This window comes from Pseudonocardia ammonioxydans (assembly GCF_900115005.1).
Taxonomy (GTDB): Bacteria; Actinomycetota; Actinomycetes; order Mycobacteriales; family Pseudonocardiaceae; genus Pseudonocardia; species Pseudonocardia ammonioxydans.
Genome location: NZ_FOUY01000015.1, coordinates 72,285 through 97,118 on the forward strand (window position 1 = coordinate 72,285; position 24,834 = coordinate 97,118).

22 protein-coding genes are annotated in these 24,834 nt (G+C 74.7%); 15 read left to right on the forward strand and 7 right to left on the reverse strand.

The window, feature by feature from the left end:
* Window positions 1-80: 80 nt before the first annotated feature.
* Window positions 81-2,459: an ATP-binding cassette domain-containing protein gene (locus BM093_RS16030; protein ID WP_093343811.1), complete on the forward strand. Its 2,379-nt coding sequence runs from the start codon at window positions 81-83 to the stop codon at window positions 2,457-2,459.
* 10 nt (window positions 2,460-2,469) lie between these two features.
* On the opposite strand, the gene BM093_RS16035 is transcribed toward BM093_RS16030, so the two are convergent.
* Entirely contained in the window at window positions 2,470-3,444 is a 975-nt protein-coding gene (locus BM093_RS16035) for a phosphotransferase (protein ID WP_093343814.1), read from the reverse strand.
* Window positions 3,445-3,551: 107 nt separating this feature from the next.
* Here BM093_RS16035 and BM093_RS16040 point away from each other — a divergent pair, with 107 nt between their 5' ends.
* The 5 genes from BM093_RS16040 to BM093_RS16060 all read left to right on the forward strand — a co-directional run bounded on the left by BM093_RS16040 (window position 3,552) and on the right by BM093_RS16060 (window position 8,626).
* Window positions 3,552-5,177 carry an FAD-dependent monooxygenase gene (locus BM093_RS16040; RefSeq protein ID WP_093343817.1) on the forward strand — a complete coding sequence of 542 codons (1,626 nt, stop codon included), beginning with the start codon at window positions 3,552-3,554 and terminating at the stop codon, window positions 5,175-5,177.
* A 104-nt stretch (window positions 5,178-5,281) separates the two neighbouring features.
* Window positions 5,282-5,950, forward strand: a complete 669-nt coding sequence (locus BM093_RS16045) for a GOLPH3/VPS74 family protein (protein ID WP_093343820.1) — start codon at window positions 5,282-5,284, stop codon at window positions 5,948-5,950.
* Between the two features lie 192 nt (window positions 5,951-6,142).
* A complete protein-coding gene (locus tag BM093_RS16050; RefSeq protein WP_093343822.1) occupies window positions 6,143-7,279 on the forward strand; it encodes a sensor histidine kinase in 1,137 nt (378 codons plus the stop codon).
* Window positions 7,276-7,980, forward strand: coding sequence for a response regulator (locus tag BM093_RS16055; protein WP_245773556.1), 705 nt, complete (start codon window positions 7,276-7,278; stop codon window positions 7,978-7,980). The genes BM093_RS16050 and BM093_RS16055 overlap by 4 nt, the downstream gene beginning before the upstream one ends.
* A gap of 28 nt (window positions 7,981-8,008) precedes the next feature.
* Entirely contained in the window at window positions 8,009-8,626 is a 618-nt protein-coding gene (locus BM093_RS16060) for a dihydrofolate reductase family protein (RefSeq protein ID WP_093343827.1), read from the forward strand.
* A gap of 36 nt (window positions 8,627-8,662) precedes the next feature.
* Here BM093_RS16060 and BM093_RS37335 read toward each other — a convergent pair whose 3' ends face one another.
* Complete coding sequence (locus BM093_RS37335) at window positions 8,663-9,589, reverse strand: DUF3152 domain-containing protein (protein WP_245773557.1); 927 nt, start codon at window positions 9,587-9,589, stop codon at window positions 8,663-8,665.
* A 157-nt stretch (window positions 9,590-9,746) separates the two neighbouring features.
* Between BM093_RS37335 and BM093_RS16070 the strand changes: the two genes are divergently transcribed.
* Both BM093_RS16070 and acs read left to right on the forward strand, forming a co-directional pair.
* Window positions 9,747-10,826 carry a DUF3500 domain-containing protein gene (locus BM093_RS16070; protein WP_245773558.1) on the forward strand — a complete coding sequence of 360 codons (1,080 nt, stop codon included), beginning with the start codon at window positions 9,747-9,749 and terminating at the stop codon, window positions 10,824-10,826.
* Window positions 10,827-10,895: 69 nt separating this feature from the next.
* Entirely contained in the window at window positions 10,896-12,809 is a 1,914-nt protein-coding gene (gene acs / locus BM093_RS16075; protein WP_093343830.1) for an acetate--CoA ligase, read from the forward strand.
* A gap of 4 nt (window positions 12,810-12,813) precedes the next feature.
* On the opposite strand, the gene BM093_RS16080 is transcribed toward acs, so the two are convergent.
* Entirely contained in the window at window positions 12,814-13,314 is a 501-nt protein-coding gene (locus BM093_RS16080) for an Lrp/AsnC family transcriptional regulator (RefSeq protein ID WP_093343833.1), read from the reverse strand.
* Between the two features lie 201 nt (window positions 13,315-13,515).
* Between BM093_RS16080 and BM093_RS16085 the strand changes: the two genes are divergently transcribed.
* The 4 genes from BM093_RS16085 (at window position 13,516) to BM093_RS16100 (ending at window position 18,402) form a co-directional block, all read left to right on the forward strand.
* On the forward strand, window positions 13,516-14,529 hold the full coding sequence (locus BM093_RS16085) for a LacI family DNA-binding transcriptional regulator (protein WP_093343835.1): 1,014 nt from the start codon (window positions 13,516-13,518) through the stop codon (window positions 14,527-14,529).
* Complete coding sequence (locus BM093_RS16090) at window positions 14,526-15,515, forward strand: 2-hydroxyacid dehydrogenase (protein WP_093343838.1); 990 nt, start codon at window positions 14,526-14,528, stop codon at window positions 15,513-15,515. Before BM093_RS16085 ends, BM093_RS16090 begins: the two co-directional genes overlap by 4 nt.
* Window positions 15,512-16,945: a mannitol dehydrogenase family protein gene (locus tag BM093_RS16095; protein ID WP_093343840.1), complete on the forward strand. Its 1,434-nt coding sequence runs from the start codon at window positions 15,512-15,514 to the stop codon at window positions 16,943-16,945. The genes BM093_RS16090 and BM093_RS16095 overlap by 4 nt, the downstream gene beginning before the upstream one ends.
* Window positions 16,946-17,034: 89 nt before the next feature.
* Entirely contained in the window at window positions 17,035-18,402 is a 1,368-nt protein-coding gene (locus BM093_RS16100) for an MFS transporter (protein WP_093343843.1), read from the forward strand.
* Window positions 18,403-18,535: 133 nt separating this feature from the next.
* Here BM093_RS16100 and BM093_RS16105 read toward each other — a convergent pair whose 3' ends face one another.
* From BM093_RS16105 to BM093_RS16115, 3 genes are all read right to left on the reverse strand, one after another.
* Window positions 18,536-19,795 (reverse strand): FAD-dependent oxidoreductase, encoded by a 1,260-nt coding sequence (locus BM093_RS16105; RefSeq protein WP_093343845.1) that lies wholly within the window; start codon window positions 19,793-19,795, stop codon window positions 18,536-18,538.
* Window positions 19,796-19,897: 102 nt separating this feature from the next.
* On the reverse strand, window positions 19,898-21,022 hold the full coding sequence (locus BM093_RS16110; protein ID WP_245773559.1) for a serine hydrolase domain-containing protein: 1,125 nt from the start codon (window positions 21,020-21,022) through the stop codon (window positions 19,898-19,900).
* 70 nt (window positions 21,023-21,092) lie between these two features.
* On the reverse strand, window positions 21,093-21,917 hold the full coding sequence (locus BM093_RS16115; protein WP_093343848.1) for an SAM-dependent methyltransferase: 825 nt from the start codon (window positions 21,915-21,917) through the stop codon (window positions 21,093-21,095).
* A gap of 284 nt (window positions 21,918-22,201) precedes the next feature.
* On the opposite strand from BM093_RS16115, the gene BM093_RS16120 reads away from it, so the two are divergent.
* Window positions 22,202-23,095: a helix-turn-helix domain-containing protein gene (locus BM093_RS16120; RefSeq protein ID WP_093344004.1), complete on the forward strand. Its 894-nt coding sequence runs from the start codon at window positions 22,202-22,204 to the stop codon at window positions 23,093-23,095.
* On the opposite strand, the gene BM093_RS16125 is transcribed toward BM093_RS16120, so the two are convergent.
* Window positions 23,082-23,930, reverse strand: a complete 849-nt coding sequence (locus BM093_RS16125; RefSeq protein WP_093343850.1) for a CPBP family intramembrane glutamic endopeptidase — start codon at window positions 23,928-23,930, stop codon at window positions 23,082-23,084. The two genes, BM093_RS16120 and BM093_RS16125, sit on opposite strands and share 14 nt — an antisense overlap.
* 221 nt (window positions 23,931-24,151) lie before the next feature.
* Here BM093_RS16125 and BM093_RS16130 point away from each other — a divergent pair, with 221 nt between their 5' ends.
* Window positions 24,152-24,379 (forward strand): DUF397 domain-containing protein, encoded by a 228-nt coding sequence (locus tag BM093_RS16130; protein ID WP_093343852.1) that lies wholly within the window; start codon window positions 24,152-24,154, stop codon window positions 24,377-24,379.
* A 115-nt stretch (window positions 24,380-24,494) separates the two neighbouring features.
* Entirely contained in the window at window positions 24,495-24,833 is a 339-nt protein-coding gene (locus BM093_RS16135; protein ID WP_093343855.1) for a class I SAM-dependent methyltransferase, read from the forward strand.
* The last annotated feature ends 1 nt before the right edge of the window (window position 24,834 follow it).

Below are 24,834 nucleotides of genomic sequence, written 5' to 3' on the forward strand. Positions count from 1 at the left end.
GCCGCCGTGGGGCGCGTAACGACCCACCCGGCCGCCGCCGACAGGACACCGGACACACCGGACGATCTCGGGGGAGACAGATGAGCACGGCCGCCCGGCACGCCGCCGACAGCCACGACCTGATCCGCGTGCACGGCGCGCGGGAGAACAACCTGCGCGACGTCGACGTCGAGCTGCCGAAGCGGCGGCTGACGGTGTTCACCGGCGTCTCCGGCTCGGGGAAGAGCTCGCTGGTGTTCGCGACGATCGCCGCCGAGTCCCAGCGGATGATCAACGAGACCTACAGCACGTTCGTCCAGGGCTTCATGCCGACCCTGGCCCGTCCGGACGTCGACGTCCTCGACGGGCTGACCACCGCGATCATCGTCGACCAGGAGCGGATGGGTGGCGACGTCCGCTCGACGGTCGGCACCGCGACCGACGTCGGCGCGCTGCTGCGGATCCTGTTCAGCCGGCTCGGCGAGCCGCACGTCGGGTCGGCGAAGGCGTTCTCGTTCAACGTCGCCTCGATCAGCGGATCCGGCGCCGTCACCGTCGAGAAGGGCGGCCGGAAGATCAAGGAGCGCCGCGATTTCGAGATCATCGGCGGCGCGTGCCCGCGCTGCGAGGGCAGGGGCACCGTCTCCGACTTCGACCTCACCGCCCTGTTCGACGACACGAAGTCGATCGCCGAGGGTGCGCTCACGATCCCGAACTACTCGGTCGACGGCTGGTACGGGCGGATCTTCTCCAACTCCGGCTTCTTCCCCGGCGACACGCCGATCCGGAACTTCACCAAGCCGCAGATGGACGCGCTGCTGTACAAGGAGCCGACCCGGATCAAGGTCGACGGCGTCAACGTCACCTTCGAGGGCCTGATCCCGCGGATCGAGAAGTCCTTCCTGTCCAAGGACCGCGAGGCGATGCAGCCGCACATCCGCGCGTTCGTGGACCGGGCGATCGTGTTCCGGACCTGCCCGGACTGCGACGGCACCCGGCTCTCGGAGCTCGCGCGGTCGTCGAAGATCACGGGCATCAGCATCGCCGACGCCTGCGCGATGCAGATCAACGATCTCGCGGAGTGGGTCCGGGGTCTGGACGCACCGTCGGTGGCCCCCCTGCTGACCTCGCTGCGCGAGACCCTCGACTCGTTCGTCGAGATCGGACTCGGCTACCTCAGCCTGGACCGCCCGTCCGGCACGCTGTCCGGCGGCGAGGCCCAGCGCACCAAGATGATCCGGCACCTCGGGTCCTCGCTGACCGACGTCACCTACGTGTTCGACGAGCCGACGATCGGGCTGCACCCGCACGACATCGCCCGGATGAACGACCTGCTGCTGCGCCTGCGGGACAAGGGCAACACCGTGCTGGTCGTCGAGCACAAGCCGGAGACGATCGTCATCGCCGACCACGTGGTCGACCTCGGGCCCGGCGCGGGTGCCGACGGCGGCCGGGTCGTCTTCGAGGGGACGGTCGAGGGGCTGCGCGCCGGCGGCACGATCACCGGCCGGCACCTCGACGACCGGGCGTCGCTGAAGGAGACCCTGCGCGAGCCGACCGGACGGCTGGAGGTGCGCGGCGCGGACAGCCACAACCTGCGCGACGTCGACGTCGACATCCCGCTCGGCGTGCTGACCGTGGTCACCGGGGTGGCCGGGTCGGGCAAGAGTTCCCTGATCCACGGCTCGGTCGCCGGGCGCGAGGGTGTCGTGGTGATCGACCAGGGCGCGATCAAGGGGTCGCGGCGCAGCAACCCGGCGACCTACACCGGGCTGCTCGAACCGATCCGCAAGGCCTTCGCCAAGGCCAACGGGGTGAAGCCGGCCCTGTTCAGCGCCAACTCCGAGGGCGCCTGCCCGAACTGCAACGGCGCGGGCGTCGTCTACACCGACCTGGCGATGATGGCCGGGGTCGCCACCCCCTGCGAGGTGTGCGAGGGGCGGCGGTTCGACGCGTCGGTGCTGGAGTACCGCCTCGGCAGCGGTGAGGACGCCCGCGACATCAGCGAGGTGCTCGCGATGTCGGTCGCCGAGGCGGAGAAGTTCTTCGGTGCGGGGGAGACCCGGGTCCCGGCCGCACACCGGATCATCGAGCGGCTCGCCGACGTCGGGCTCGGCTACCTCAAGCTCGGCCAGCCGCTCACCACGCTGTCCGGCGGCGAGCGGCAGCGGCTGAAGCTGGCCGTGCACCTGGGGGAGTCCGGGAGCGTGTACGTCCTCGACGAGCCGACCACCGGCCTGCACCTCGCCGACGTCGAACAGCTGCTCGCGCTGCTGGACCGGCTCGTCGACTCCGGCAAGTCGGTGATCGTCATCGAGCACCACCAGGCGGTGATGGCGCACGCGGACCGGATCATCGACCTCGGGCCGGGCGCAGGCCACGACGGCGGCCGGGTCGTGTTCGAGGGGACACCCGCCGAGCTGGTCGCGGACCGGTCCACGCTGACCGGCCGGCACCTGGCCGCGTACGTGGGGTCCTGAGCCCCGCCGCTCAGGTCTCCAGGTCGGCCAGCGTCTGGAGCAGGCCCTCCCAGGCGGTCCGGCTGTCGGCGTCGTCGGCGTGCGGGGCGCGGAACCAGCGCAGGAACTCGCCCAGGTCGGCCAGCCCCCACCGCAGCCGGTACAGCTCCAGCGCGTGCGGTTCCGGCTCTTGCCCGGTCGCGTCGGTGTAGGCGGCCAGGTCCCCGCCGACGACGGCGAGGTCGCGTTCCGGCACGCCGACCCCGACCGTGTCCCAGTCGATCAGCAGGCGCCCGCCGCCGGCGTCGAGCAGGTTGCCCGGGTGCGGCTCGCCGTGGGTGACCACCGGCCGGCGCCCGGCCTCGCCGAGCTGGTGGGCCAGCGCGTCGGCGTCGGCCAGCCGGGAGCGGATCATCGCCGCGTGCGTGACGACGGCCTGGCGGGCCGGCTCGGCGAACGGGCCACCGCTCCACGACGTCTCCTGCCCGGCGAGCGCGTCCTCGATCACCGCCCGGTCCGGGACGTCCGGGGTGTGCACCGGGGTGCCCTCCGGGACCGGCGCCGTGTGCAGCCGGGCCAGCATCCCGAGCACCTCGTCCCGGTCGGCCGGGGACAGCTCGGTGTAGAAGTCACGGTCGGCGACCGTCCCGACGTGGGCGAACACCGTCGAGGCCCACCGGCCGTCCAGGTCGGCGACGAGCTCCCCGCCCGGCGACGGCTCGGGCGCCACCACGAACTCCAGCCCGCCCGCGCGCAGCTCGGCCGTGGTGCGCATCGCCGCCCGGTAGCCGGTCAGCGCGGCCGCGGCCGTCGCGCCGCACTGCGGCTTGTCGGTCAGGTCGGAGACCTTCACGAACCAGCGCCGGCCGTCCGCGCCGGTCGCCTCCCAGTGGTAGTCGCCGAAGCCGACCGCCCGGTAGCGCAGCTCGCGGGCGTCGATCCCGTGGTGGCGGGACAGGGCGGAGCGCACGTCGCCGTCGTCGAATCCGCTCGGTCGCTGCTCCATGCGGGGGATGCTCTCGCGATCGGCGCCGCCCGGCCACAGCAGGGGCGGCCGTCACGCGACGGGCACCGGCGCCGAGATCCCTCCTACGACGACGGACGGAGGACGGTATGGCGACCGACGACGAGACGGTCACCGACGAGATCGTGGTGGTCGGGGCGGGGCCGGTGGGGCTCACCGCGGCCTGCCTGCTGGCCCGCGACGGCATCGCGGTGCGGGTGGTCGAGAAGCTCCAGCGGTGCACCACCGAGTCCCGCGCCGTCGGCGTGCACGCCCGCAGCCTGGAGATGCTCGCCGCCCTGGGAGTGCGGGCGGACCTGGAGGCACGTGGCCGGCGGATCACGGCCCTGGAGGTGGTCGACGGGCGGACCGGCCGCACCCGGGCGCGCGTGGGCCTCGGGCACGTGCGCAGCCGGCACCCCTACGTGCTCGACGTCGCCCAGCCGGACACGGAGGACGTGCTGGCCGGTCGCGCCGCCGCGCTCGGGGTGCGGATCGAGCGCGGCGTCGAGCTGACCGGGCTGACCCAGGACGCGGACGGCGTCACGCTCACCCTGCGCTCGGCCGCCGGCGAGCGGACCCTGCGGACCGGGTGGGTGGTGGGTGCCGACGGCGGCCACAGCACGGTCCGGGACCTCGTCGGTACCCGGCTGGAGGGCGGCTTCCACGGGCGGCACTTCGCGATGGCCGACGTCGACGCCGACACCGACCTCTCCCCGGACACCATCCGGATGTTCACCCACCCCGACGGCATGGGGATCCTGTTCCCGCTGGCCGGGGCCCGCGTACGGATCATGTTCCTGGTCGATCCGCCCGCGCCGGGCGAGGAGCTCACCCTGGCCCGGATCCAGGAGCTGGCCGACGCCCGGACCAGCGCCCGGATCACCGTGCGGGACCCGCGCTGGCTGACCTGGTTCGAGGTCCACCACGCCCAGGTGCCGCGCTACCGCCACGGCCGCGTCCTGCTCGCCGGCGACGCCGCCCACATCCACAGCCCGGCCGGGGCCCAGGGCATGAACACCGGGATGCAGGACGCGGCGAACCTGGCCTGGAAGCTCGCCCTCGTTGCGCGGGGCCGGGCCGGCGACGGGCTCCTCGACAGCTACGACGCCGAACGGCACCCGGTCGGGGCGGAGGTGGTCCGGGCGACGACGCTGCTCACCGCGGTCGGCGCCGGCTCCGGCCCGGAGGTCGTGCTCCGCGACGCCGCGCTGTTCGTCGCCGGGCACGTCCGCCGCGCGGCGGACGGTGCCGCCGAGCGGCTGGCGGAGCAGACCGTCCACTACCGGCACGGCCCGCTGTCGGTGCAGGACGGTGCGGACCACCGGCGGCACGGCGCGGCCCGGGCGGGTGACCACGCGCCGGACCCGGCCGGGCTGTGCCGCCCGGACGGCACCCCGGTCGCCGTCGAGGAACTCCTGGCCCGCCCGGGCCTGCTGCTGCTCGTGCGCGGCGCGGACGCGGTCCGGGCCGCCGAGCTCGCGGAGGTGCTGGGTGAGCTCGGCGTCGTGGTCCGGGTCGTGCCCGATGCCTCCTCGGCGGCCGGCGCCCGCGACGACGAGGTCCTCGTCGACACCGGCGACATGTTCGGGCCGGCGTACGGCACCGGCCCGGAGCGGATTGCGCTGATCCGCCCCGACGGGTATCTCGCGCTGGTGGCCGCCACGACGGACCCGGAGCCGCTGCGCCGCTACCTCGCCGACGTCCTGGCCGTCCGCCGGGCGGCTGCCGGGTGAACCGGAGATCACGACTTCGGTCGCACCGGACGGCGACCTTCGCCGGGTGCGGTACCGGCGCCGGGGGAGCACGCTCGGGTGACGGCGAGCGGGAGGAGCACGAGATGGACGACGGCAGGGGGGACCACGGCAGGGCGGCCACCCTGCCCGAGCTGCTGGCCGTGGTGCTGCTCGACCCGGTCACCGGACGGTTCGTCGTCGACCAGCAGCGCACCGAGCGGGCGCTGGCCGGCGCGGTGCTGCTCGACCTCGCGGGCCGTGGCCGGCTGGAGACCGACGGCTACCGGCATCCCCGGCTGCGCCTGGCCGCCGGGCCGGGTGCCGACGTCGTCGCCGATCGGGCGACCCGGCTGCCGACCGGCTGGTTCCGGGCCAAGCGGGGCGTGACCCGGCTCGTCCCAGGGCTGCGCGCCGCCGTGCTCGACGCGCTGGTGCGCGGCGGACGCGTCGACCGCGAACCCGGCGGGTTCCTGCGCTTCGCCCGCTGGTGGCCGGACACGGTGCTGCGTGACACGCTGCTGGCCGGGGTGGCCGCCGCGCTGCGCGACGGAGCGGCCACCGACGCCCGCATCGCGGGGCTGGTCTCGCTGCTGCACGCGGTACGGGCCGAGCACCGGGTGCTCGACGGGCGCCGCCGCGAGCTGCGCGAGCGCGCCCGGCTCGTCGCCGACGGCGACTGGGCCGGACCGGCGGTCACCGCCGCCGTGCGGGAGGTCCAGGCCGCCGCGGCCGCGGCGGCGTCGTCGGCCGCGATCGCCGGGAGCAGCTCGTGACCGGCCCGGGAGCAACCCGGCGGGGGGACGCGTGAGCTCGTGGGGAGGGCACACGCGGGGGACGGGATCGGGGGGATCCTGACCGCCCTGGCGGGACCGGTGGGCGGGCGCGGCGTTCGAGGGGGGCGCCGTGCCCGCCCGGTCCGGACAGAACATCCTGGACACTCACGGTGGGCCGAATATGGTCGACGCGTGCTCCCACCGGCCGTGCGCTCCGCGATCCTGATGATCGCGGTGGCTGCCGCCGGGCTGACCACGGGCGAGGTCCGGCCGTTCGACGGCGCCGGAGGGTTCGCGCTGTTGCTGCTCGGCCTGGCGGCGATCGCGGGCATCCCGTGGCGCTACCGGTACCCGTGGCCGTTCGCGCTCGGCGCGATCGTCGTCGGCCTGGTCTCCGCCGTCGCGACGTACCTGCCGCTGGTGGGTGTGTTCGTCATCGCGACCCGGCGCCGGACGACCGAGACCGTGCTCGTGCTCGTGCTGTCGGTCGCGGCCGCGGTCGGCAACATCGTCGTCGGCGTCCCCGACGTCGAGGAGATGCTGTTCCTGCTCGGCGGTGCCGTGGCGTTCCTGACCACCTCGGCGGTCGGCGGCCTGCTCGCGGGCAACCGCCGCGCCATGGTCGAGGACCTGCGGGAACGACTGGCCCGTGCCGAGGCCGACCGGGCGGTGCGCGACGAGCAGGCCCGGGCGGCCGAGCGGCGCCGGATCGCGGGGGAGATGCACGACCGGCTCGGGCATCGGCTCTCGCTGCTGTCGGTGCACGCCGGGGCGCTGGCCCTGCGCACCGACCTGTCGGCCCGGACCGTCCGGGAGAGCGCGGAGGTGCTGCGCGACACCACGCACCGCGCGATGGAGGACCTGCGCACGATCGTGCAGGTGCTCAACGAGCCGCCCTGCCCCGAGGAGGACGACCCGCCCGGCGCGGAGGACCTCACCGCGGTCGAGGAGCTGGTGGCCGAGGCACGCGCGGCCGGTGCCGACGTCTCGCTGCGGTCGACCGCGCTGCTCATGGTCTCCCCGCCCGGGCGGCCGCTGGCCGGCGTCGCCTACCGGGTGGTGCGCGAGGGCCTGACCAACGCCGCGCGACACTCGCCGGGCGCGGCGGTGGAGGTGGTCCTCGACGGCCGCCCCGGCCGCGACCTCACCGTCACCGTGCACTCCGGGTGCACCGGTGACCGGCCCGCGCCGGAGGGCGCAGGCACCGGTCTGGTGGGGTTGCGCGAGCGGGTGGAGACGCTGACCGGCGGGACGCTCGCGCACGGACCGCTGCCCGACGGGTACCGCCTGCGGGCGGTGCTGCCGTGGACGAAGGAGAGACACGCGTGAGCCCCACCGACCACCCTGCCGAGATCCGGGTGCTGCTGGTCGACGACGATCCGCTGGTGCGCGCCGGGCTGAAGGTGATGCTCGACGGGCACACGATCGACGCGACCGAGTCCGCCCCGCCGCGCCGGATCCGGATCGTCGCCGACGTCGGCGACGGGGACGAGGTGCCGGACGCGGTCCGGGCCGGGCGCCCGCACGTGGTGCTGATGGACCTGCGGATGCGACGGGTCAACGGCGTCGTGGCCACCCAGCGGCTGACCGCGGAGCCGGACCCGCCGACCGTCGTCGTGCTGACCACGTTCGACGCCGACGAGCACGTCGTACGGGCGCTGCGGGCCGGCGCGAGCGGGTTCCTGCTCAAGGACGCCGCACCGGAGGGGATCGTCGAGGCCGTCCGCGCCGCCGCCGACGGCGACGCCGTGCTGTCCCCGGCGATCACCCGCCGGTTGATCGGCATCGTCAAGGGCGGCTCCGGGCCGGTGGACCGGCGGCGGTCGGCCCGGACCCGGCTCGACCGGCTGGCCGAGCGGGAACGCGACGTCGCCGACGCCGTGGCCCGCGGCGGCTCCAACGCCGACATCGCCGAGGAGCTGCACATGTCGGTGGCGACGGTGAAGTCCTACGTGTCGAAGCTGCTGCGGGAGCTGGGGCTGGACAACCGGGTGCAGATCGCGTTGCTGGTGCGGGACGCGACCGATTAGTCCACCCGCCCCGCGCGGTCGGAAGAGCATGAAGCTCACAGCGACGACGTTCGTCTCGGTCGACGGCGTCTACCAGGGTCCGGGAGCGCCCGACGAGGACACCTCCGGCGGGTTCACCCGGGGCGGCTGGCTCGTGCCGCACTTCGACGAGCAGCTCGGCGCCTGCATGGAGGAGATCTTCGCCCGGGCCGACGCGTTCCTGCTCGGCCGGCGCACCTACGAGATCTTCGCGGGCTCCTGGGGCGCGATGGCCGACCCCGGCGACGACCCGATCGCCGTCGGGTTCGCGACGCTGCCGAAGTACGTGGCGTCGACGACGCTGACCGACCCGCAGTGGGCGGGCACCACGGTGCTCTCCGGCGACGTGGTCACGGCCGTGCGGGAGCTCGCGGCGCGGCCCGGCCGGGAGCTGCAGGTGCACGGCAGCGGCGAGCTGGTGCAGTGGCTGCTGGCGCACGACCTCCTCGACGAGCTGAACCTGGTGATCGGCCCGGTCGTCGTCGGTGCGGGGCGGCGGCTGTTCCCGGCCGCGGGCGCGGACACCGCGCTCGAGCTCACCGCGTCCCGGACCACACCGAGCGGGGTCTCGGTCCTGACCTACCGCACCACCGGGCGTCCGGAGTACGGGACGATCGAGGTGGAGTGACCCGGGCGCCCAGCCGCTCTCAGCGGGGCCGGGAGTTCAGCGGGGCCAGGAGTTCGGGGTGCAGCCCTCGAGCCCGAGCGTCTGCTGCTGCATCACCGGCGCCGGGCGCTGCGGGCCCGGACAGGTCTCGTGGTGGTGGCCGAGCCAGTGCCCCACCTCGTGGTTGACCAGGTAGCGGCGGTAGGCGGTCAGGTCGTGGGCGTACTCCGGGGTGCCGTGGGCCCAGCGTGCCAGGTTGAGCACGACCCGGTCGCCGTTGCGGCAGGACAGCCTGCCGACGGTGTCGAGCGGTTGGCAGAGCTGGTCGGCCAGCTCCGGCGTGGCGAGCAGGACGCGCAGCGGGGCCGCGCCGTCGGTGCGGGCGAAACCGACCGAGCCGTCGCCGCCCCAGGAGCGGGCGTCGTTGAGCACGGCGGCGACGAACGAGGCGAAGGCCGGTCCGTCGACGGCGAGCCCGCGCTCCACCTCGACCCGCATCGGCACGGTGCGGGTCCGCCCGGCCGGGGGCGGGGTGCTGCCCGGGACGACCACCGTGTCCCCGGCCGCCGATGCCGGGACCGCGCGCCCGCGCAGGCCGGCACGCCGGTCGGCCTCGGACACCATGGGCCCGGTCGTCGGGTCGGGCCGCGCGGGCGCCGCGCCCGCCTCACCGGCCGGTGGGCCCGGTGCCGGGATGGGGTCCGGGCCCCCGCCGGGGGCGGGGGCGCACGCGGACAGGGCGAGTACGGCGAGTACCGCGACGGCGGCACGGGTGGCGAAGCGGGCGGGCGCAGTGACACAGCCGGCGAAGCGGGCGGGCGCGGGGACACGGCCGGCGACGCGGGTGGGCGTAGTGACACGGCCGGCGCCGCGGGTGGGCGCGGTGCCGCGGGGGCGCCGGCCCGGCCGGGCGTGCCCGCCCGTGCCGCCCGGCTGTGCCCGGCAGCGGTGGTCCGGCCGGCGGGCCGGGGTCGGGTGCGGCACGGGCGCCAGGGTCGCAGACCCGGTGTCCCCGCACGAGCCCACGCGCCCGGTTCGCCCGGAGCGGTCCCGTCCCGGGTGACACTCCGGCAGCCGGCGCACAGCGGACCCCGCCGATTCCCGCACCCAACGTCCCCGATGAGGCACTAACGTCCGGCCCGTGACGACCGGGGAGCAGGACGCGGCCGCGGCGATGGCCCGGGCCGCGACCGCGTGGCTGGACTCGCTGGACGGCCCGCAGCGCACGGACGGGACCGGGGACGGCCCGTCCGGCGCGGACACCGAGCGCCGCCGCTGGTTCTACACGCCCACCGACCACGGCGGGCTGACCCTGCACGCCCAGCGCCCGCTGCAGCAGCAGCTCGCGATGCGGCTGGTCGCGTCGGGGCTGTCCGAGGCCGGCTTCGCCACGGTGGCGGCGGTGATGGGCCTGGAGAACGTCCTCGACCGGGCCGAGGGCTGGCCGGAGCGGCCGTACCGGGAACGCTTCCGCGACCCGGGCCTGTACTACCTGCGGGTCTTCGGCGACCCCGCGGACGGGACCTGGGGCTGGCGCTTCGGCGGGCACCACGTGTCGCTGAACAACCTCGTCGTCGACGGGCGGGTGGTCGCGACGACCCCGTGCTTCCTCGGCGCGAACCCGGCTGCGACCCCGCTGCTCGGCGGCGGCACGTACCGGCCGCTCGGGCCGGCCGAGGACCTGTGCCGCGAGATCGTCCGCGGACTCCCGCCGGAGCTGCTGGAGCGGGCGGTGCTGCACGAGACCGCACCGCCGGACCTGGTCACCGCGAACCGCGCCGTCGTCGCACCCGGCGACCGGCCGCTGCCGGCCCGGGCGATCCGCCGGGAGAGCCCGCCCGGCCCGGCCGGCCCGGTCGAGGACACCGAGGCGGTCGCGCTCACCGCGGCGCCGGGGGTACCGGCCAGCGCGCTCGACGACCGGGGCCGGGAGCTGCTGCGCCGCCTGCTGTCGGCCTACCTGGACCGGGTCCCGGCCGGGGTCGCCCCGACAGCGCGCTACGAGGACGACGCCGCCCTCGACGAGGTGCACCTGGCGTGGGCGGGCCCGGTGGAGCCCGGCGCGCCGCACTACTACCGGTTGCAGGGGCCGCGGCTGCTGCTCGAGTGGGACAACACCCAGAACGACGCGAACCACGGGCACTCGGTGTGGCGCGACCCGGAGTCGGACTTCGGGCTGGACGTGCTGGCGCAGCACCACGCGTCGTTCGCCCACCGGTGACCGCACTCACCTGTGCGTCCGGCTGCACTCTGCTGAGCCGCCCCGGCGCCCGGGAGGAGGATCGGGGCCGTGACATTCGCTCCGCCGCCCGAACTCGCCGCCTCCGCCAACGTGTCCGCGAGCGCCTACACCGAGGCCGCCGCCGACCCCGAGGCGTTCTGGTGTGCACAGGCCCGCCGCCTGGAGTGGGAGCGGGTGCCGGGGCAGGGCTACGACGGCAGCCGGTGGCCGGAGGTCACCTGGTTCGCCGACGGCACGCTGAACGTCGCCCGCAACTGCGTCGACCGGCACGTCGAGGCCGGTGACGGCGCCCGGGTCGCGCTGCACTGGGAGGGCGAGCCGGGGGACCGGCGCACCGTCACCTACGCCGACCTGCAGCGCGAGGTCGCCCGCTGCGCGCACGCGCTCACCGAGCTCGGCGTCGGCCGCGGCGACGTGGTGGTCGTCTACCTGCCGGTGCTGGTCGAGACGATCGTGGTGATGCTGGCCTGCGCCCGGATCGGTGCGATCCACTCGCTGGTCTTCGGCGGGTTCTCGGCGTCCGCGCTGCGCTTCCGCCTCACCGACGGCCGCGCGAAGCTGCTGGTCACCACGGACGGCCAGTACCGGCGCGGGAAGGCCGTCCCGGTGAAGGCGAACGCCGACGAGGCCGCCACCGGACTGGACTCCCTGGAGCACGTGCTGGTCGTGCGGCGGACCGGGTCGGAGATCGACTGGACCGAGGGCCGGGACGTGTGGTGGCACGACGTCGTCGACCGGCAGCCGGACGCCCACGACGCCGAGGCGTTCGGCGCGGAGAGCCCGTTGATGCTCGTCTACACCTCGGGCACCACCGGCAAGCCCAAGGGGCTGCTGCACACGATGGGCGGCTACCTGACGCAGACGTCGTGGACGTCGTGGGCGTGCTTCGACCACAAGCCCGACGACGTCTTCTGGTGCACCGCCGACCTGGCCTGGGTCACCGCGCACACCTACGAGGTCTACGGCCCGCTGTCCAACGGCGTCACGCAGGTGATCTACGAGGGCACCCCGGACACCCCGGAGCCCGGACGGCACTTCGAGATCATCGAGCGGTACGGCGTCACCGTCTACTACACCGCCCCGACGCTGGTCCGGACCTACATGAAGTGGGGCGAACAGGTGCCCGCCCGGCATGACCTGTCCTCGCTGCGGCTGCTCGGCACCGTCGGTGAGGCGATCAACCCGGAGGCCTGGCGCTGGTTCCACCGGGTCATCGGCGCCGGGCGGTGCCCGATCGTCGACACCTGGTGGCAGTCCGAGACCGGCGCGGCGATCTGCGCGCCGCTGCCCGGGGTCACCGAGCTCGAGCCGGGGTCGGCGACGCTCCCGCTGCCGGGGCTGTCGGTGCGCGTGGTCGACGAGTCCGGCCGGACCTGCGAGGCCGGCGAGGGCGGGCTGCTGGTCGTCGACCGGCCGTGGCCGTCGATGGCCCGCACGGTGTGGGGCGACCCGGAGCGGTTCCGGGCGTCCTACTTCGCCGACTTCGCCGAGCAGGGCTGGTACCGGGCCGGCGACGGCGCGGTGATCGACGAGCGCGGCTACGTGACGATCCAGGGCCGGGTCGACGACGTCATGAACGTCTCCGGGCACCGGCTCGGCTCGATCGAGATCGAGTCGGCGCTGGTCTCGCACCCGCGGGTGGCCGAGGCGGGCGTCGTCGGTGCCCCGGACCCGACGACCGGGCAGGCGGTGGTCGCGTTCGTGACCGTCACCGACGGCCCGCGCGACGGGCTCACCGAGGAGCTGCGCCGCCACGTCGCCGCGGAGCTGGGCCCGGTGGCCCGCCCCCGCGAGGTCGTGATCGTCTCCGAGCTGCCGAAGACCCGCTCCGGCAAGATCATGCGCCGGCTGCTGCAGGACGTGACCGCCGGGCGCGAGCCCGGGGACACGACCTCGCTGGTCGACCCGGGGGCGTTGACGGTGACCGCTCGTGAGTGGAATGCGCGGTCAGGACCGCGATAACCACTCACGGGCGATATGCCGGAGCCCGGCTCGGACCCTCCCGACGGCCCTGCTCCAGCAGCGGCCGCCAGCGCGGCGCGACCAGCGTGGACAGCACGACCACGCTGGTCGAGCGCGCCACCAGCGGTGAGCGGCCCAGCGCGAGCAGGGTCGCCTGCAGGTCCTCGTGCGACGACGCGGCCAGCCGGCACACCACGTCCGACGACCCGGTCGTGGCGTAGGCCTCGGTGACCGCGGGGAGCGCGGCCAGCTCGGCCGCGACGTCGTCGAGCTCGCCCTGTGCGATCTCCAGCGTCACGAACGCCTGCACCCCGTAGCCGGCTGCCGGGAGATCGACGTCGGGTCCGTACCCGACGATGACGCCGGCCTGCTCCATCCGGTCCAGGCGGGCCTGCACGGTGCCGCGGGCGACCGTCAGCGTGCGGGAGAGCTCCAGCACCCCGGCCCGCGGACGGTCCTGCAGCGCGGCGAGCAGGTCGACGTCGAGGGCGTCCAGCGAGAGCACGGGCGCATCCTAGGCACGCCCGCCGCACACCTCGACGCTCAGCCGCGCACCCGCAGCAACAGGTGTGCAGCGCAGGGAACAGGTGTGAGCCGGGCCCGAGGCCGGCGAGTCCCGGCAAACTCACGGCAAGCGTTGACAAGTTTGCGCAAAGGAAGGCACGCTCTGCCGGTCCCACTGCCGGGACATGCGAGGAGGAGAGCAGTGCCGCCCACCCTGACCGACGTCGCGCGGACCGCCGGCGTCGCCCTGTCGACCGCGTCGCGGGCGTTCTCCGACCCCGACCGGCTCGGCGCCGCGACCCGCCGCCGGATCCTCGCTGCCGCGCAGGAGCTGGGCTACGTGCCGCGTTCGGCGGAACCGGCCCCGCAGGCGTCCGGCACGGCGACCGTCGCCGCCGTCGTCCCGGACATCGCCAACCCGGTGTTCTCCCGGTTCGTCAAGGCCGCCCAGGCCCGCGGGCGGGAGTCACACACCACCGTCGTCGTCGCCGACACCGACTACGACCAGGACCGTGAGCGCGAGACGATCCGCGGGCTGCGTGCGCGGGTCGACGGGATCGTCGTGCACTCCTCGCGGCTCGACGGCGCCGAGGTCCTCGACCTCTGCGGGTCCACCCCCTCGGTGCTGATCAATCGCGAGGTGGCGGGCGGTGACTGCGTGATCGCCGACGCCGGTGAGGGCCTGCGGCAGACGATCGACCACCTCGACGCGCTCGGTCACCGCCGCATCGCCTACGTCCAGGGCCGCTCGGACTCCTGGTCCAACCAGCACCGGGTCGGCCTGGTCCGCCGGCTGGCCGACGAGTACGGCCTGGAGCTGGACCTGCTCGGCTGGCACACCGAGACCGTCGACGGCGGTACCGCCGCCGCGGCCCGGGTGCTCGCCACCGGCGCGACGGCCGCCGTGGCGCACAACGACCTGGTCGCGCTCGGCCTGCTGGCCGGTGTGCGCACGCTCGGGGTGCGGGTGCCCGACGACCTGTCGGTCGTCGGTAGCGACGACATCCCGTTCGCCGCCCTGTCCGACCCGGGCCTGTCCAGCATCGCCACCCCGATGGACCGGGCCGGGACGCTCGCCTGCGAGATCCTGCGCCGCGCCACCGCCGAGCGGGCGGCGCCGCGCGTGGTCCGCCTGCCCACCCACCTCGTCGTGCGGGGCACCACCGGCCCGGCGCCGGTGCGTGCCGGCGACGGCGCCCTGGAGGTCACCCCGTGAAGATCGTCGTCGCCGACCAGAACCTGGTCGGCCTGCGTGCCGAGCTGGAGGCCGCGCTGCCGGCGGGCAGCGAGGTCGTGTGGTCGCCGACCCGCGACGCCGCCGACGTCGCGGTGCTGGTGCCGGGCGCCGAGGTGCTGATCTCCGGGCGCTGCCCGAAGGAGGTCGCGGTGGCAGGCGCGGACCTGCGGCTGGTGCACGCCGCCGGGGCCGGCACCGACGGTATCGACGTCGACGCGCTCCCGGCGGGCTGCACGGTCGCGAACACGTTCCACCACGAGGACTCCATCGCCGAGTACGTCGTGGCAGCCACGATCATGCTGCGGCGCGGCTTCCTGACCGAGGACGCCGCGCTGCGCGGCGGCGACTGGCCCACCCCCGCCTACGACGCCGCCGCGCCCTGGCGGCACTCGCTGGCCGGGGCCACGGCCGGTTTCGTCGGTTTCGGCCACATCGGCGCCCGCGCCTGGGAGCGGCTGCGTGCCTTCGGCGCGCGCGGTGTCGCGGTGAGCCGGCGCGGGGAGATCGACACCGCGGCGACCGGGCTGGACCGGGCGGGCACCACCGCCGACGGGCTCGCCGACCTGCTCGCGGAGTCCGACGTCGTCGTCCTCAGCGCACCGCTGACCCCGGAGACCGAGGGCCTGATCGGGGCCGACGAGCTGGCGGCCATGAAGGACACCGCGGTGCTGGTCAACGTCGGCCGCGGCCCGCTGGTCGCCGAGCGCCCGCTCTACGCGGCACTGCGCGACGGCGTGATCGGCGGCGCGGCGATCGACGTCTGGTACGGCTACCCGGCGCCCGGGTCCTCGCACGCGGAGCCGTCGTCGCTGCCGTTCCGGGAGCTGGGCAACGTGCTGATGACACCGCACTCGTCCGGGCTGACCCACCAGACCTTCGCCGGTCGCGCCGCCGGCATCGGTGCCAACGTGCACCGGCTGGCCGCGGGCGAGGAGCTGCGCAACGTCGTCGCGGTGTCCCGATGACGGCGGTGGCGGGCGACCCGGGCATCGTCCACCTGGGACTGAGCAACTTCCACCGGGCCCATCAGGCGGTGCACACCGCGGCGGCCCTGGCCGCCGAGGACGGCCCGTGGGGGATCCTCGGGGTCGCGCCCCGCTCGGTCGCCGTCGCCGACGCGATGGCGGCCCAGCACCACCGCTACACCGTCGTCGAGATCTCGCCGGCGGGGGAGCGGGCCGTGGTCCCCGGGGTGCACACCGGCACCGCGGTCGCGGCCCGGGAGCCGCAGCGGGTGCTCGACGCGCTGGCCGCGCCGGCCACCCGGATCGTCTCGCTGACCGTCACCGAGCACGGCTACACGATCGACCCGCGTACCGGTGGGCTCGACCTCGACCACCCGGGGATCCGGGCCGACCTGGCCGGGTCGGCGTCCACCGCGGTCGGGCTGCTGGCCCACGGGCTGCTGCGCCGCGCCCGCACCCACGGCGCCCCGGTCACGGTGCTGAGCTGCGACAACCTGCTCGGCAACGGCGCGGTCACCGCCCGGCTGGTCCGCGCGTTCGCCGCCGCACTGCCGCCGGGCCCGGCACGCGACCTGACGTCCTACCTGGACACCGTCACGTTCCCGAACTCCATGGTGGACCGGATCGTGCCGGCCACCACGGACGCGACCCGGGCTGCCGCACACCGGTTGCTCGGGACCCGCGATGCGGTGCCGGTGCCCGCCGAGCCGTTCAGCATGTGGGCCCTCGAGGACCGGTTCGCCGCCGGGCGACCGGCCTGGGAGCACGCCGGCGCCGGGGTCCCCGGTGCGGTGTTCACCGACGACGTCGCCGGCTACGAGCTGCTCAAGCTGCGGCTGCTCAACGGCACCCACTCGCTGCTCGCCTACCTGGGCGCGCTCGCCGGGGAGGACCTGATCGCCGGATCGGCCGCCCGGCCGGGCATCCGCGGTGCGGCCGGGCGGGTGCTGCACGACGACTACCGCCCGACGGTGCCGGTGCCCGCGGGGGTCGACGTCGACGACTACGCCCGGCAGCTGTTCACCCGCTGGTCGAACACCGCGCTCGGGCACCGCACCCGCCAGGTCGGGTCGGACGGCTCGTCGAAGCTCGTCCAGCGCATCCCCGGCCCGGCCGCCGAGCACCTCGGCGCCGGCCGGATGCCGCACCACCTGGCGCTGACCGTCGCGGCCTGGCTGGCCTGCATCGCCCCGCCGCCCGGGTTCGACCCGGGCCCGCACGCCGCCGCCATGACCGACCCCGCCCGCGAACGGCTGCGAGCGACGGCCCCCGGGCCTGCGTCCGCGCACGTCCGGGCGGGCCTGGACCTGCTCGGGGACCCGCTGCCGGCGGTCTTCGCCGAGCGGGTGACCGAACTGTTCGACCTGCTGGTCCGGCACGGCGTCGACGCCGCCGTGAGCGAGGCCGCGGGGGAGCGCACGGTCGCCTGAGCGCGGCCGGCGCCCGTCGTCCGGCCGGCCGACCCCGGCCGGACCCGTCCGAGAACCGCCCCGCAGGGGCCCGATCCATCCGAGGACGCATGGACACCAGCAGAGGCAGCACCGAACGCTCCGCAGTGGACCAGGACCGGCCCGCCGACCCCCGGGCCGTCCGCAAGGCCGCCTGGGCCGGCCTGGTCGGGACGACGCTCGAGCAGTACGACTTCGTCATCTACGGCACCGCGTCCGCGCTGGTGTTCTCGACGCTGTTCTTCCCGAACGTCTCGCCGGCCGTCGGCATCCTGGCGAGCTTCTCCGCCTACGCCGTCGGCTTCCTCGCCCGGCCACTGGGCGGGCTGTTCTTCTCCCGCTACGGCGACCGGCTCGGCCGCAAGTGGGTCCTGGTGGCGACGCTGCTGCTGATGGGCGGCTCGACGCTGCTCATCGGGCTGCTGCCGACCTACGAGTCGATCGGCCTGCTGGCCCCGGCGCTGCTGGTGCTGTGCCGGTTCTTCCAGGGCTTCGGTGCCGGCGCCGAGCAGGCCGGTGCGGCGACCCTGCTCACCGAGACGGTCGGGCGCGGACGCCGTGGCCGGTACGCCTCGCTGGTCATGGTCGGTGCCGCCCTGGGCACCGCGCTCGGTGCGGTCATCTGGATCCTGGTCCAGCTGATGCCCGAGGAGCAGCTGATGGACTGGGGCTGGCGGCTGGTGTTCCTGTCCAGCATCGTCGTCACCGTCGTGGCGATGCTCGTGCGGCGCCGCCTCGACGAGAGCCCGGTGTTCGCCGAGCTCAAGGACGCCCACGTCGCGCCGCGCAAGCCGGCCGGTGAGGTGTGGCGGCACGGCCGGCGCCCGCTGCTGCTGGCGTTCGGGATGAACGTCGGCGGGAACGCGCAGTCCTACACCTTCCAGGTGTTCATGGCGACCTACCTGATCACGATCGTCGGGGTCGACGAGAACTTCGTGCCGAAGGTGCTGCTGGTCGGTGCGCTGGCCGGTGGCGTGGCCGCCGTCGCGTTCGGGGCGCTGTCCGACCGGCTGGGCCGGCGCCCGGTCTACTCGGCGATCATGCTCGCCCTGGTGCTGCTGCCCGCGCCGTCGTTCGTCGCGCTGGGCACCGGTGACCCGGCGGCGATCGTGGCCGTGCTGATCCTGGGCTTCGTCCTGGCCGTCAACGGTTCGGTCGGCGTGCAGATGAGCTACTTCCCGGAGCTGTTCGGCAACCGGTACCGCTACGCCGGGGTCACCCTCGGGCGCGAGTTCTCCGCCGCGCTCGGCGGCGGCATCGCGCCGCTGATCTGCGCGGGGCTGCTCACGCTGTTCGCCGACTCGTGGATCCCGGTCGCGGTGTACATGTCGGTGATGGCCGCGATCAGCCTGTACGCGGCCCGCAAGGCGCCCGAGACCCTGGACCGCGACCTGTCGGTACCCGAGGACGCCGGTCGCGAACCGGCGACGGCCCGCTGAGCGGTTTGGCCCGGCCCACCCGCGCCGAGATGCGGCTCAGCGCGAATCGTGGATCTCTGCGGAGCGCTGATCTGCATCTCGGCGGGCGCCGGGGCGTCGCGCGGTGCGTCGTGCCGGCCGGGCAGTGGCGCGGTCAGCCGGCCGAGACCGGGGTGCGGCGCGCCCAGGCGGGGGCCCGCTCCGGGCGGAACCCGACGCCGACCAGGAAGGCCGGGACGATCTGCAGCGCCGGCACCCGGCGCATGAGCCGGATCAGCGGGGCCGGGGGCCCGTCGAGGTCCCCGGCCAGTGCCGGGCCGGCGAGGTTCGCGTGCATGATCCGCTGCAGGCCCTGGACCAGCACCGTCGGTACCAGCCGGCGGTTGCGGACCCGGGCCAGATCGCGCGGGGCCACGGTGCCGCGCCGCAGCGGTGCGGCGAGCACGGCGGCGGTGGCGACGGCGTCCTGGATCGCCAGGTTGATGCCGACGCCGCCGACCGGCGACATCGCGTGTGCGGCGTCGCCGATGCACAGCAGCCCGTCGACGGCCCAGCGGCGCAGCCGGTTGAGCCGGACGTCGAGGTGCTTGACCTCGTCCATCGATTCGAGCTCGCCGACCCGGTCGGCGAACTCCGGGATCAGCTCGGCCACGTCGGCCCGGAACGCCTCGATCCCGCGCGACCGCAGACTCGCGTCGGTGCCCTTGCGGGCGAGGTATCCGATCTGGAAGTAGCCCTCCCGCGGGATGGTCACGGCGAACCGGCCCCGCCCGACCTTCGGCAGCAGGGCCGCCTGCGTCTCGTCGGCCCGGCGCGGCAGCCGGAACCACCACGTGTCGAACGGGACGTCGAACTCGGTCACCGGCAGCCCGGACTCGGCGCGCAGCACCGAGTGCCGTCCGTCGCAGCCCACGGTCAGGTCGGCCCGGAGCTCGCCGTCGGTGTGCTCGCCGTCGCCGGTGGTGGTCCGGTAGCGGACACCGACGACCCGGCCGTGCTCGCGGACCACCGAGGTGGCCCGGGTGTCCATGCGCAGGTGGAACGTGGGCTCGGCGCGGCCGGCGTCGGCCAGCAGGTCGAGCAGGTCCCACTGGGGGACGAGCGCGATGTAGGGGTGGCGCACGCCGACCCGCTCCAGCAGGCGGAGGTTGCCGATCCGCTGGAGCCCCCCGTGCTCGTCGGGCAGGGCGACCTCGTCGACCCGGCTCTGCGGCAGCTGTGCGAACCGTTCGCCGAGACCCAGGTCGTCGAGCAGCTGCAGGGTGGTCGGATGCACGGTGTCGCCGCGGAAGTCGCGCAGGAAGTCGCCGTGCTTCTCCAGCACGGTCACCTCGACACCGGCCCGGGCCAGCAGCAGCCCGAGCATCATCCCCGCCGGGCCGCCCCCGACCACACAGCACGTCGTCCGTTCCATGGCGCCCACCTCATTTCAACCGTTGTTGAATTAAGGCGAGTATGCGCCGGTGGCGGCCCTCGCGCAATGCCGTAAACCACCACGAACGGTCGGTCCGGCCGGTCAGGAGTGCGCCGCGGTGCGGAACGCGCCGAGCAGCTCGGGTCCCTCGGGCCCGGTCCAGAGCACCTGGGTGAGCAGCACGTCGACGGTGCCGGTGGCAGGGTCGGAGCGCCAGCCGGTGCCGAGCCCGCCGTCCCAGCCGTAGCGACCGCCCGGTTCGACGCACAGGCCGGCGCCCCAGCCGGCGCCGTCGAGGAACATCGCAGCGCCGGCCCGCTGGTCGGGGGTCAGCCGGTCGGTGGTCAGCTCGGCGACCGAGCCGGGGGACAGGACCGGGCCACCGCCCGAGCGCAGTGCCCGGGCGAACGCCAGCAGGTCGTCCATAGTGGACACGAGACCGGCGGCTCCGGAGGGGAAGGCCGGTGGAGTCGCCCAGGCGCCGTCCACCGGGTCGAACACCGTGAACCCGCCGCCGGGGTCCGGCGCGAGTTGCGGGACGAAGCGGTGCCGCTCTGCGGCGGGAACGTGGAACCCGGTGTCGCGCATGCCGAGCGGGGTGAACACCCGCTCCCGGAGCACGCTGCCCAGGTCCGTCCCGCACACCCGGGCCAGCAGGACACCGAGCAGGTCACCCGAGGTCTGGTAGAGCCACCGCCGGCCCGGCTGCGCGATCAGCGGGAGCGCCGCGAGGCGGGCGAGCCAGTCGTCGGGACAGGGGAGCGGGTAGCTGCCGGGCGGGCCATCGCTGCCCAGCCCGGCGTAGGCCTGCTGGGTCGGCAGGTCGGACGACGGCCGGGGGAGCATCCCGGCACCGCAGCGGTAGGACAGGACGTCGGCGACGGTGATCGCGCGCTCGGCGGGGACGGTGTCGTCGAGCCCGCCGGCCTCGTGAGCGAGCACCCGGGGCCGGGCCAGCTCGGGCAGCCACCGCGCGACCGGTTCGTCGAGGTCGAACGCACCGTCCTCGGCGAGGCTCAGCGCGGCGACCGCGGTGATCGGTTTGGTGATCGAGGCGATGCGGACGATCGTGTCGCGGCGGAGGGCGCGGCCGGCATCGTCGTCGCCGAGGACGTGCACCACCGGTTCCGTCCCCGGCCGGTCGACGGCGGCGATCAGCCCCGGGACCTGCCCGGAGTCGACGGCGCGGCGCAGCACGCCCGTGGTGCGGTCGGGTGCTGTGGGCACGGAGGCCTCCCGGGGTCGGTGCGTCTCACCGGTTCCGACCCCGCGGGCCCCGCGACCTCATCGGTTCACGTCACCGCTTGACGCCGACGCCACCCGCGATGCAGCGCTGCACGTCGTCCTCGGTCTTGAGCTGCGGGCCGTCCGGCCACCACTGGTAGCACGGCACGATGCCCGGGTCGACCATCTCCAGGCCCGGGAACAGGCCCTCGAGCTCGCTCATCGTGCGGAACCGGCCGCTGCCCATCGGGCTGTGCACGAAGACCTGCTCCATCCGGCGGGCCAGCTCGCTGTCGGCGTTCTCCGGGTCGAAGAAGTGCGCGACGGCGACCACGCTGCCCGGCGCCAGCCGGTCGACGAACTCCTGCATGATCTTCTGCGGACGGTCGGAGTCCTCGAAGTGGTGGATCGTGCCGATGTGGAACAGCGCCACCGGCTGCTCGAGGTCGAGGAAGCCCTGCACCGCCGGGTCGGAGACGACGGCCTCCGCGTCGCGGATGTCGGCGGGGGAGAACCGGGTGAACTCGTTGTCCTCCAGCAGCGCCCGGCCGTGCGCGATGACCGTCGGGTCGTTGTCGACGTAGACGACCCGGGCCTCGGGCTGCAGGCGCTGGACGATCTGGTGGGTGTTCTCCGCGGTCGGCAGGCCGGATCCGCAGTCGAGGTACTGCGTGATCGAGGTCTGGGTCGCGATGAAGCGGGCCGCACGGATCAGGAAGGCGCGGTTGTCCACGGCGAGCTGGTTGACCTCGGGCGCGACCTGGCGGACCCGCTCGATGGTCTCCCGGTCGACCTCGTAGTTGTCCTTGCCACCGAGGGCGTAGTCGTAGACCCGGGCGATGCTGGCCTTCGTCGTGTCGATGTACGCGGGAGCGCGACCTTCGGTCGGCTGGGCCATCAGAGCTGTCCTCACTCGAGTCGTCGGCGGTCGGTGGCGGTCGTCACTGCTCGCGCGTCACCGTAGCGGACGCGCTCCGCCGACACGCACGGTGATCGCGACGAGCGGTGCCGTGATCGGAAGACCTGCCGACCTGCGTCTCGGATGTGTAAGGTGAACCACCCGATCGCGCGTTCGACGCACCCCCATCGGGGTGGGCGGCAGCGACCGGCCCAGAACGAGTGACCGGCCCGGAACGCCAGCCGGTCAGCGAGCAGAGAGCCGACCCGCAGGAGCCCGTCCCGGTGGTCCCGAGCCCGAACAGCCCCACGCCCCCCGGCGCCGACCGCGGCCCCACCGCACGGCGGATCGTGCTCGGCTCGCACCTGCGGCGGCTGCGCGAGCGGGCGGGGATCAAGCGGGCCGACGCGGCGTACGCGATCCGCGGCTCCGACTCGAAGATGAGCCGCCTCGAGTCCGGCAAGGTCGGGTTCAAGCAGCGCGACGTCGCCGACCTGCTCACCATGTACGGCTACACCGACGGGCCCGAACGCGACCAGGTGCTCGCGATGGCCGAGGAGAGCAACGAGAGCGGCTGGTGGGCCCGCTACAACGACGTCGTCCCCGGCTGGTTCGAGGACTTCGTGGGGCTGGAGGCGTCGGCGTCGCGGATCTCGTCCTACGAGCTGCTGTTCGTGCCGGGCCTGCTGCAGACCGAGGCGTACGCCCGGGCGGTCGCCGCCGGCGGGCACCCCGCCCTGCCGCCGGCCGAGCGGGCCGACGTGGAGAAGCGGGTCGAGGTCCGGCTGCGCCGGCAGCGGGTGCTGCACCGCAAGGACGCGCCGACGTTCTGGGTGGTGCTCGACGAGGCGGTGCTGCACCGGCCGGTCGGCGGCCGCGCGGTGCACCGGGCACAGGTCGAGCACCTGCTGGAGCAGTCGGCGCTGCCCAACGTGATCATCCAGCTGCTGCCGTGGGACCTGTCCGGCTACGGCGCCGAGCACGCGTTCACCATGCTGCGGTTCGCCGAGCCGGAGCTGCCCGACCTGGTCTATCTCGAGGAGATGACCGGGGCGTCCTACCTGGACAAGCGGGTGGACGTCGAGCGGTACGGCCGGTCGATGGACCGGCTGACGGTCGACGCGTTGTCCCCGGAGCGGACCAAGCAGGCGTTGTCGAAGCTGCTCACCGAACTCTGAGGCCGGGCGCTCCGAGGCCGAGCCGGCCGCGGGTCAGCACCAGCGTCAGCACTCCCGCGCCGACGGCCGTCACCTGCACCACCGCGTCGAAGAACGCCGGGGCGAACGAGAAGACGTCCTGGTAGAGCAGCCCGGTCCAGGTGTTCTGCCCGGCGTGCATCATCGCCACCAGCAGCACGCTGCCGCCGCTGCGGGCGAACAGCCACGCGTAGACCAGCGAGATGCCGACCGTCCCGGCCGTGAACCAGAGCAGCGTCGTCGTCACGCCGCCCTGCTCGACCACGATCAGCGGGGCGTGCCACACCGCGAACAGCACGCCGACCAGCAGTGCCGCCCGCGCGGGCCCACCGGGCCCCGGGTGGCGCGCCTGCAAGCGGACCTGCAGGAACCCGCGCCAGCCGAACTCCTCGCCCAGGCCGGCGAGCACGAAGATCGCCACCAGGTTGATCGGTGCGGAGACGAGCACGGCGGTCGACGGGGCGGCGAGCTGTTGGTCCGGGAACGCGACCGCGGTGGCGGCGTAGGCCACCGCGAGCGTGCCCGCGCCGAGCCCGGTCAGTGCGAACACGTGATAGCGCAGCGGAACCCGCCATCGCAGCACCCGGCCCCACAGCTCCCGCACACCGGAGCGACCCTCCGCGAGCGCGACCACCACGAACGCGCACACGCTCGGCCCGACCGGCGCGAGCAGCACGCTGCGGCCGATGACGAGCTGTACCGGCCAGCTCGCCGCGGCGAGGAGCAGGCAGAACGCGAGCACCGGCCACCGCCGGACGACCGCGCGCAGGCCGCGTGGGCGGTCCGTCGGACCGTCTCCCGGCGTCCTGCGGCCCACGTCTCCTCCGGCTCATCGGTGGCACCGTGTGTCTCGTCGGCACCGTGCGTCCGGTTCCGGTCGTACCAGACCGGCGACCGCTGGGACCGCCTGTCCTGCAACCGGGCGCGGCTCACCGACCGCCGGGCGCGGACGGACCGGTTCGGCGTTCTCGCCCCTTGTGTCCGGTGCTAACTTTTGTCGCAACGGAAAATGCACGTGCAGATGAGATGAGCGTTCGCATGGCACAGATGCACCTGAGCGACCCGGCGTCGATCGACTCCCTGGCCTGGCGCAAGAGCGTCCGCAGCGGCTACCAGGGCAACTGCGTGGAGCTCGCGGTGGCCGGCGAGAACGTCGCGGTCCGCAACTCCCGCGACCCGCACGGCACGGTCCTGGCCTTCCCGGCCGCGGGCGTGGCCGCGTTCCTGGCCTCCATCAAGAACGGCGAGCTGGACGACCTCGCCTGAGACCTCCCGCGGGCGGCCGTCCCGACCACGGCCGCCCGCGGTGAGCCGGCGGCACGGCACGCGAGACCGGCCACAGGAGATCACCTACCCCGCGCGAGCGGGGTAGGAAGGACCCGTGAGTCGATCCGATCAGGCGCCCGCACCGTTCCGGCCGGGCGCACCGTCCTACCGGGGAGCGAGCGCCCACTACCTGTCACCGTCCCGCCGGGACCCGGTGAAGGTCCTCTCCGAGGAGCCGGTCACCCGGCGGGTCATCACCGAGGCCCTGGCGGCACTCGGGAAGGACGCCGGCGCGGGCTACCGCGTCCTGGACGTGGGCTCCGGCACCGCCGACGGTTTCGCGTTGCTCACCCGGGCCGAGCCGGGCGACGTGCCGGTCCTCGCCGAGGAGCGGCTCGACTACGTCGGGCTGGACGTCGACCCCGAGATGGTCGAGACCGCCCGGGCACGGTGAC

Excerpts from the sequence above, each read along its gene's own strand:
- BM093_RS16045 (WP_093343820.1), top strand. The coding sequence starts at position 5,282 with ATGGACGACGGCAGGGGGGACCACGGCAGGGCGGCCACCCTGCCCGAG.
- BM093_RS16060 (WP_093343827.1), top strand. The coding sequence starts at position 8,009 with ATGAAGCTCACAGCGACGACGTTCGTCTCGGTCGACGGCGTCTACCAG.
- BM093_RS16035 (WP_093343814.1), bottom strand. The coding sequence starts at position 3,444 with ATGGAGCAGCGACCGAGCGGATTCGACGACGGCGACGTGCGCTCCGCC.
- BM093_RS16030 (WP_093343811.1), top strand. The coding sequence starts at position 81 with ATGAGCACGGCCGCCCGGCACGCCGCCGACAGCCACGACCTGATCCGC.
- BM093_RS16095 (WP_093343840.1), top strand. The coding sequence starts at position 15,512 with ATGACGGCGGTGGCGGGCGACCCGGGCATCGTCCACCTGGGACTGAGC.
- BM093_RS16100 (WP_093343843.1), top strand. The coding sequence starts at position 17,035 with ATGGACACCAGCAGAGGCAGCACCGAACGCTCCGCAGTGGACCAGGAC.
- BM093_RS16040 (WP_093343817.1), top strand. The coding sequence starts at position 3,552 with ATGGCGACCGACGACGAGACGGTCACCGACGAGATCGTGGTGGTCGGG.
- BM093_RS16115 (WP_093343848.1), bottom strand. The coding sequence starts at position 21,917 with ATGGCCCAGCCGACCGAAGGTCGCGCTCCCGCGTACATCGACACGACG.
- BM093_RS16130 (WP_093343852.1), top strand. The coding sequence starts at position 24,152 with ATGGCACAGATGCACCTGAGCGACCCGGCGTCGATCGACTCCCTGGCC.
- BM093_RS16105 (WP_093343845.1), bottom strand. The coding sequence starts at position 19,795 with ATGGAACGGACGACGTGCTGTGTGGTCGGGGGCGGCCCGGCGGGGATG.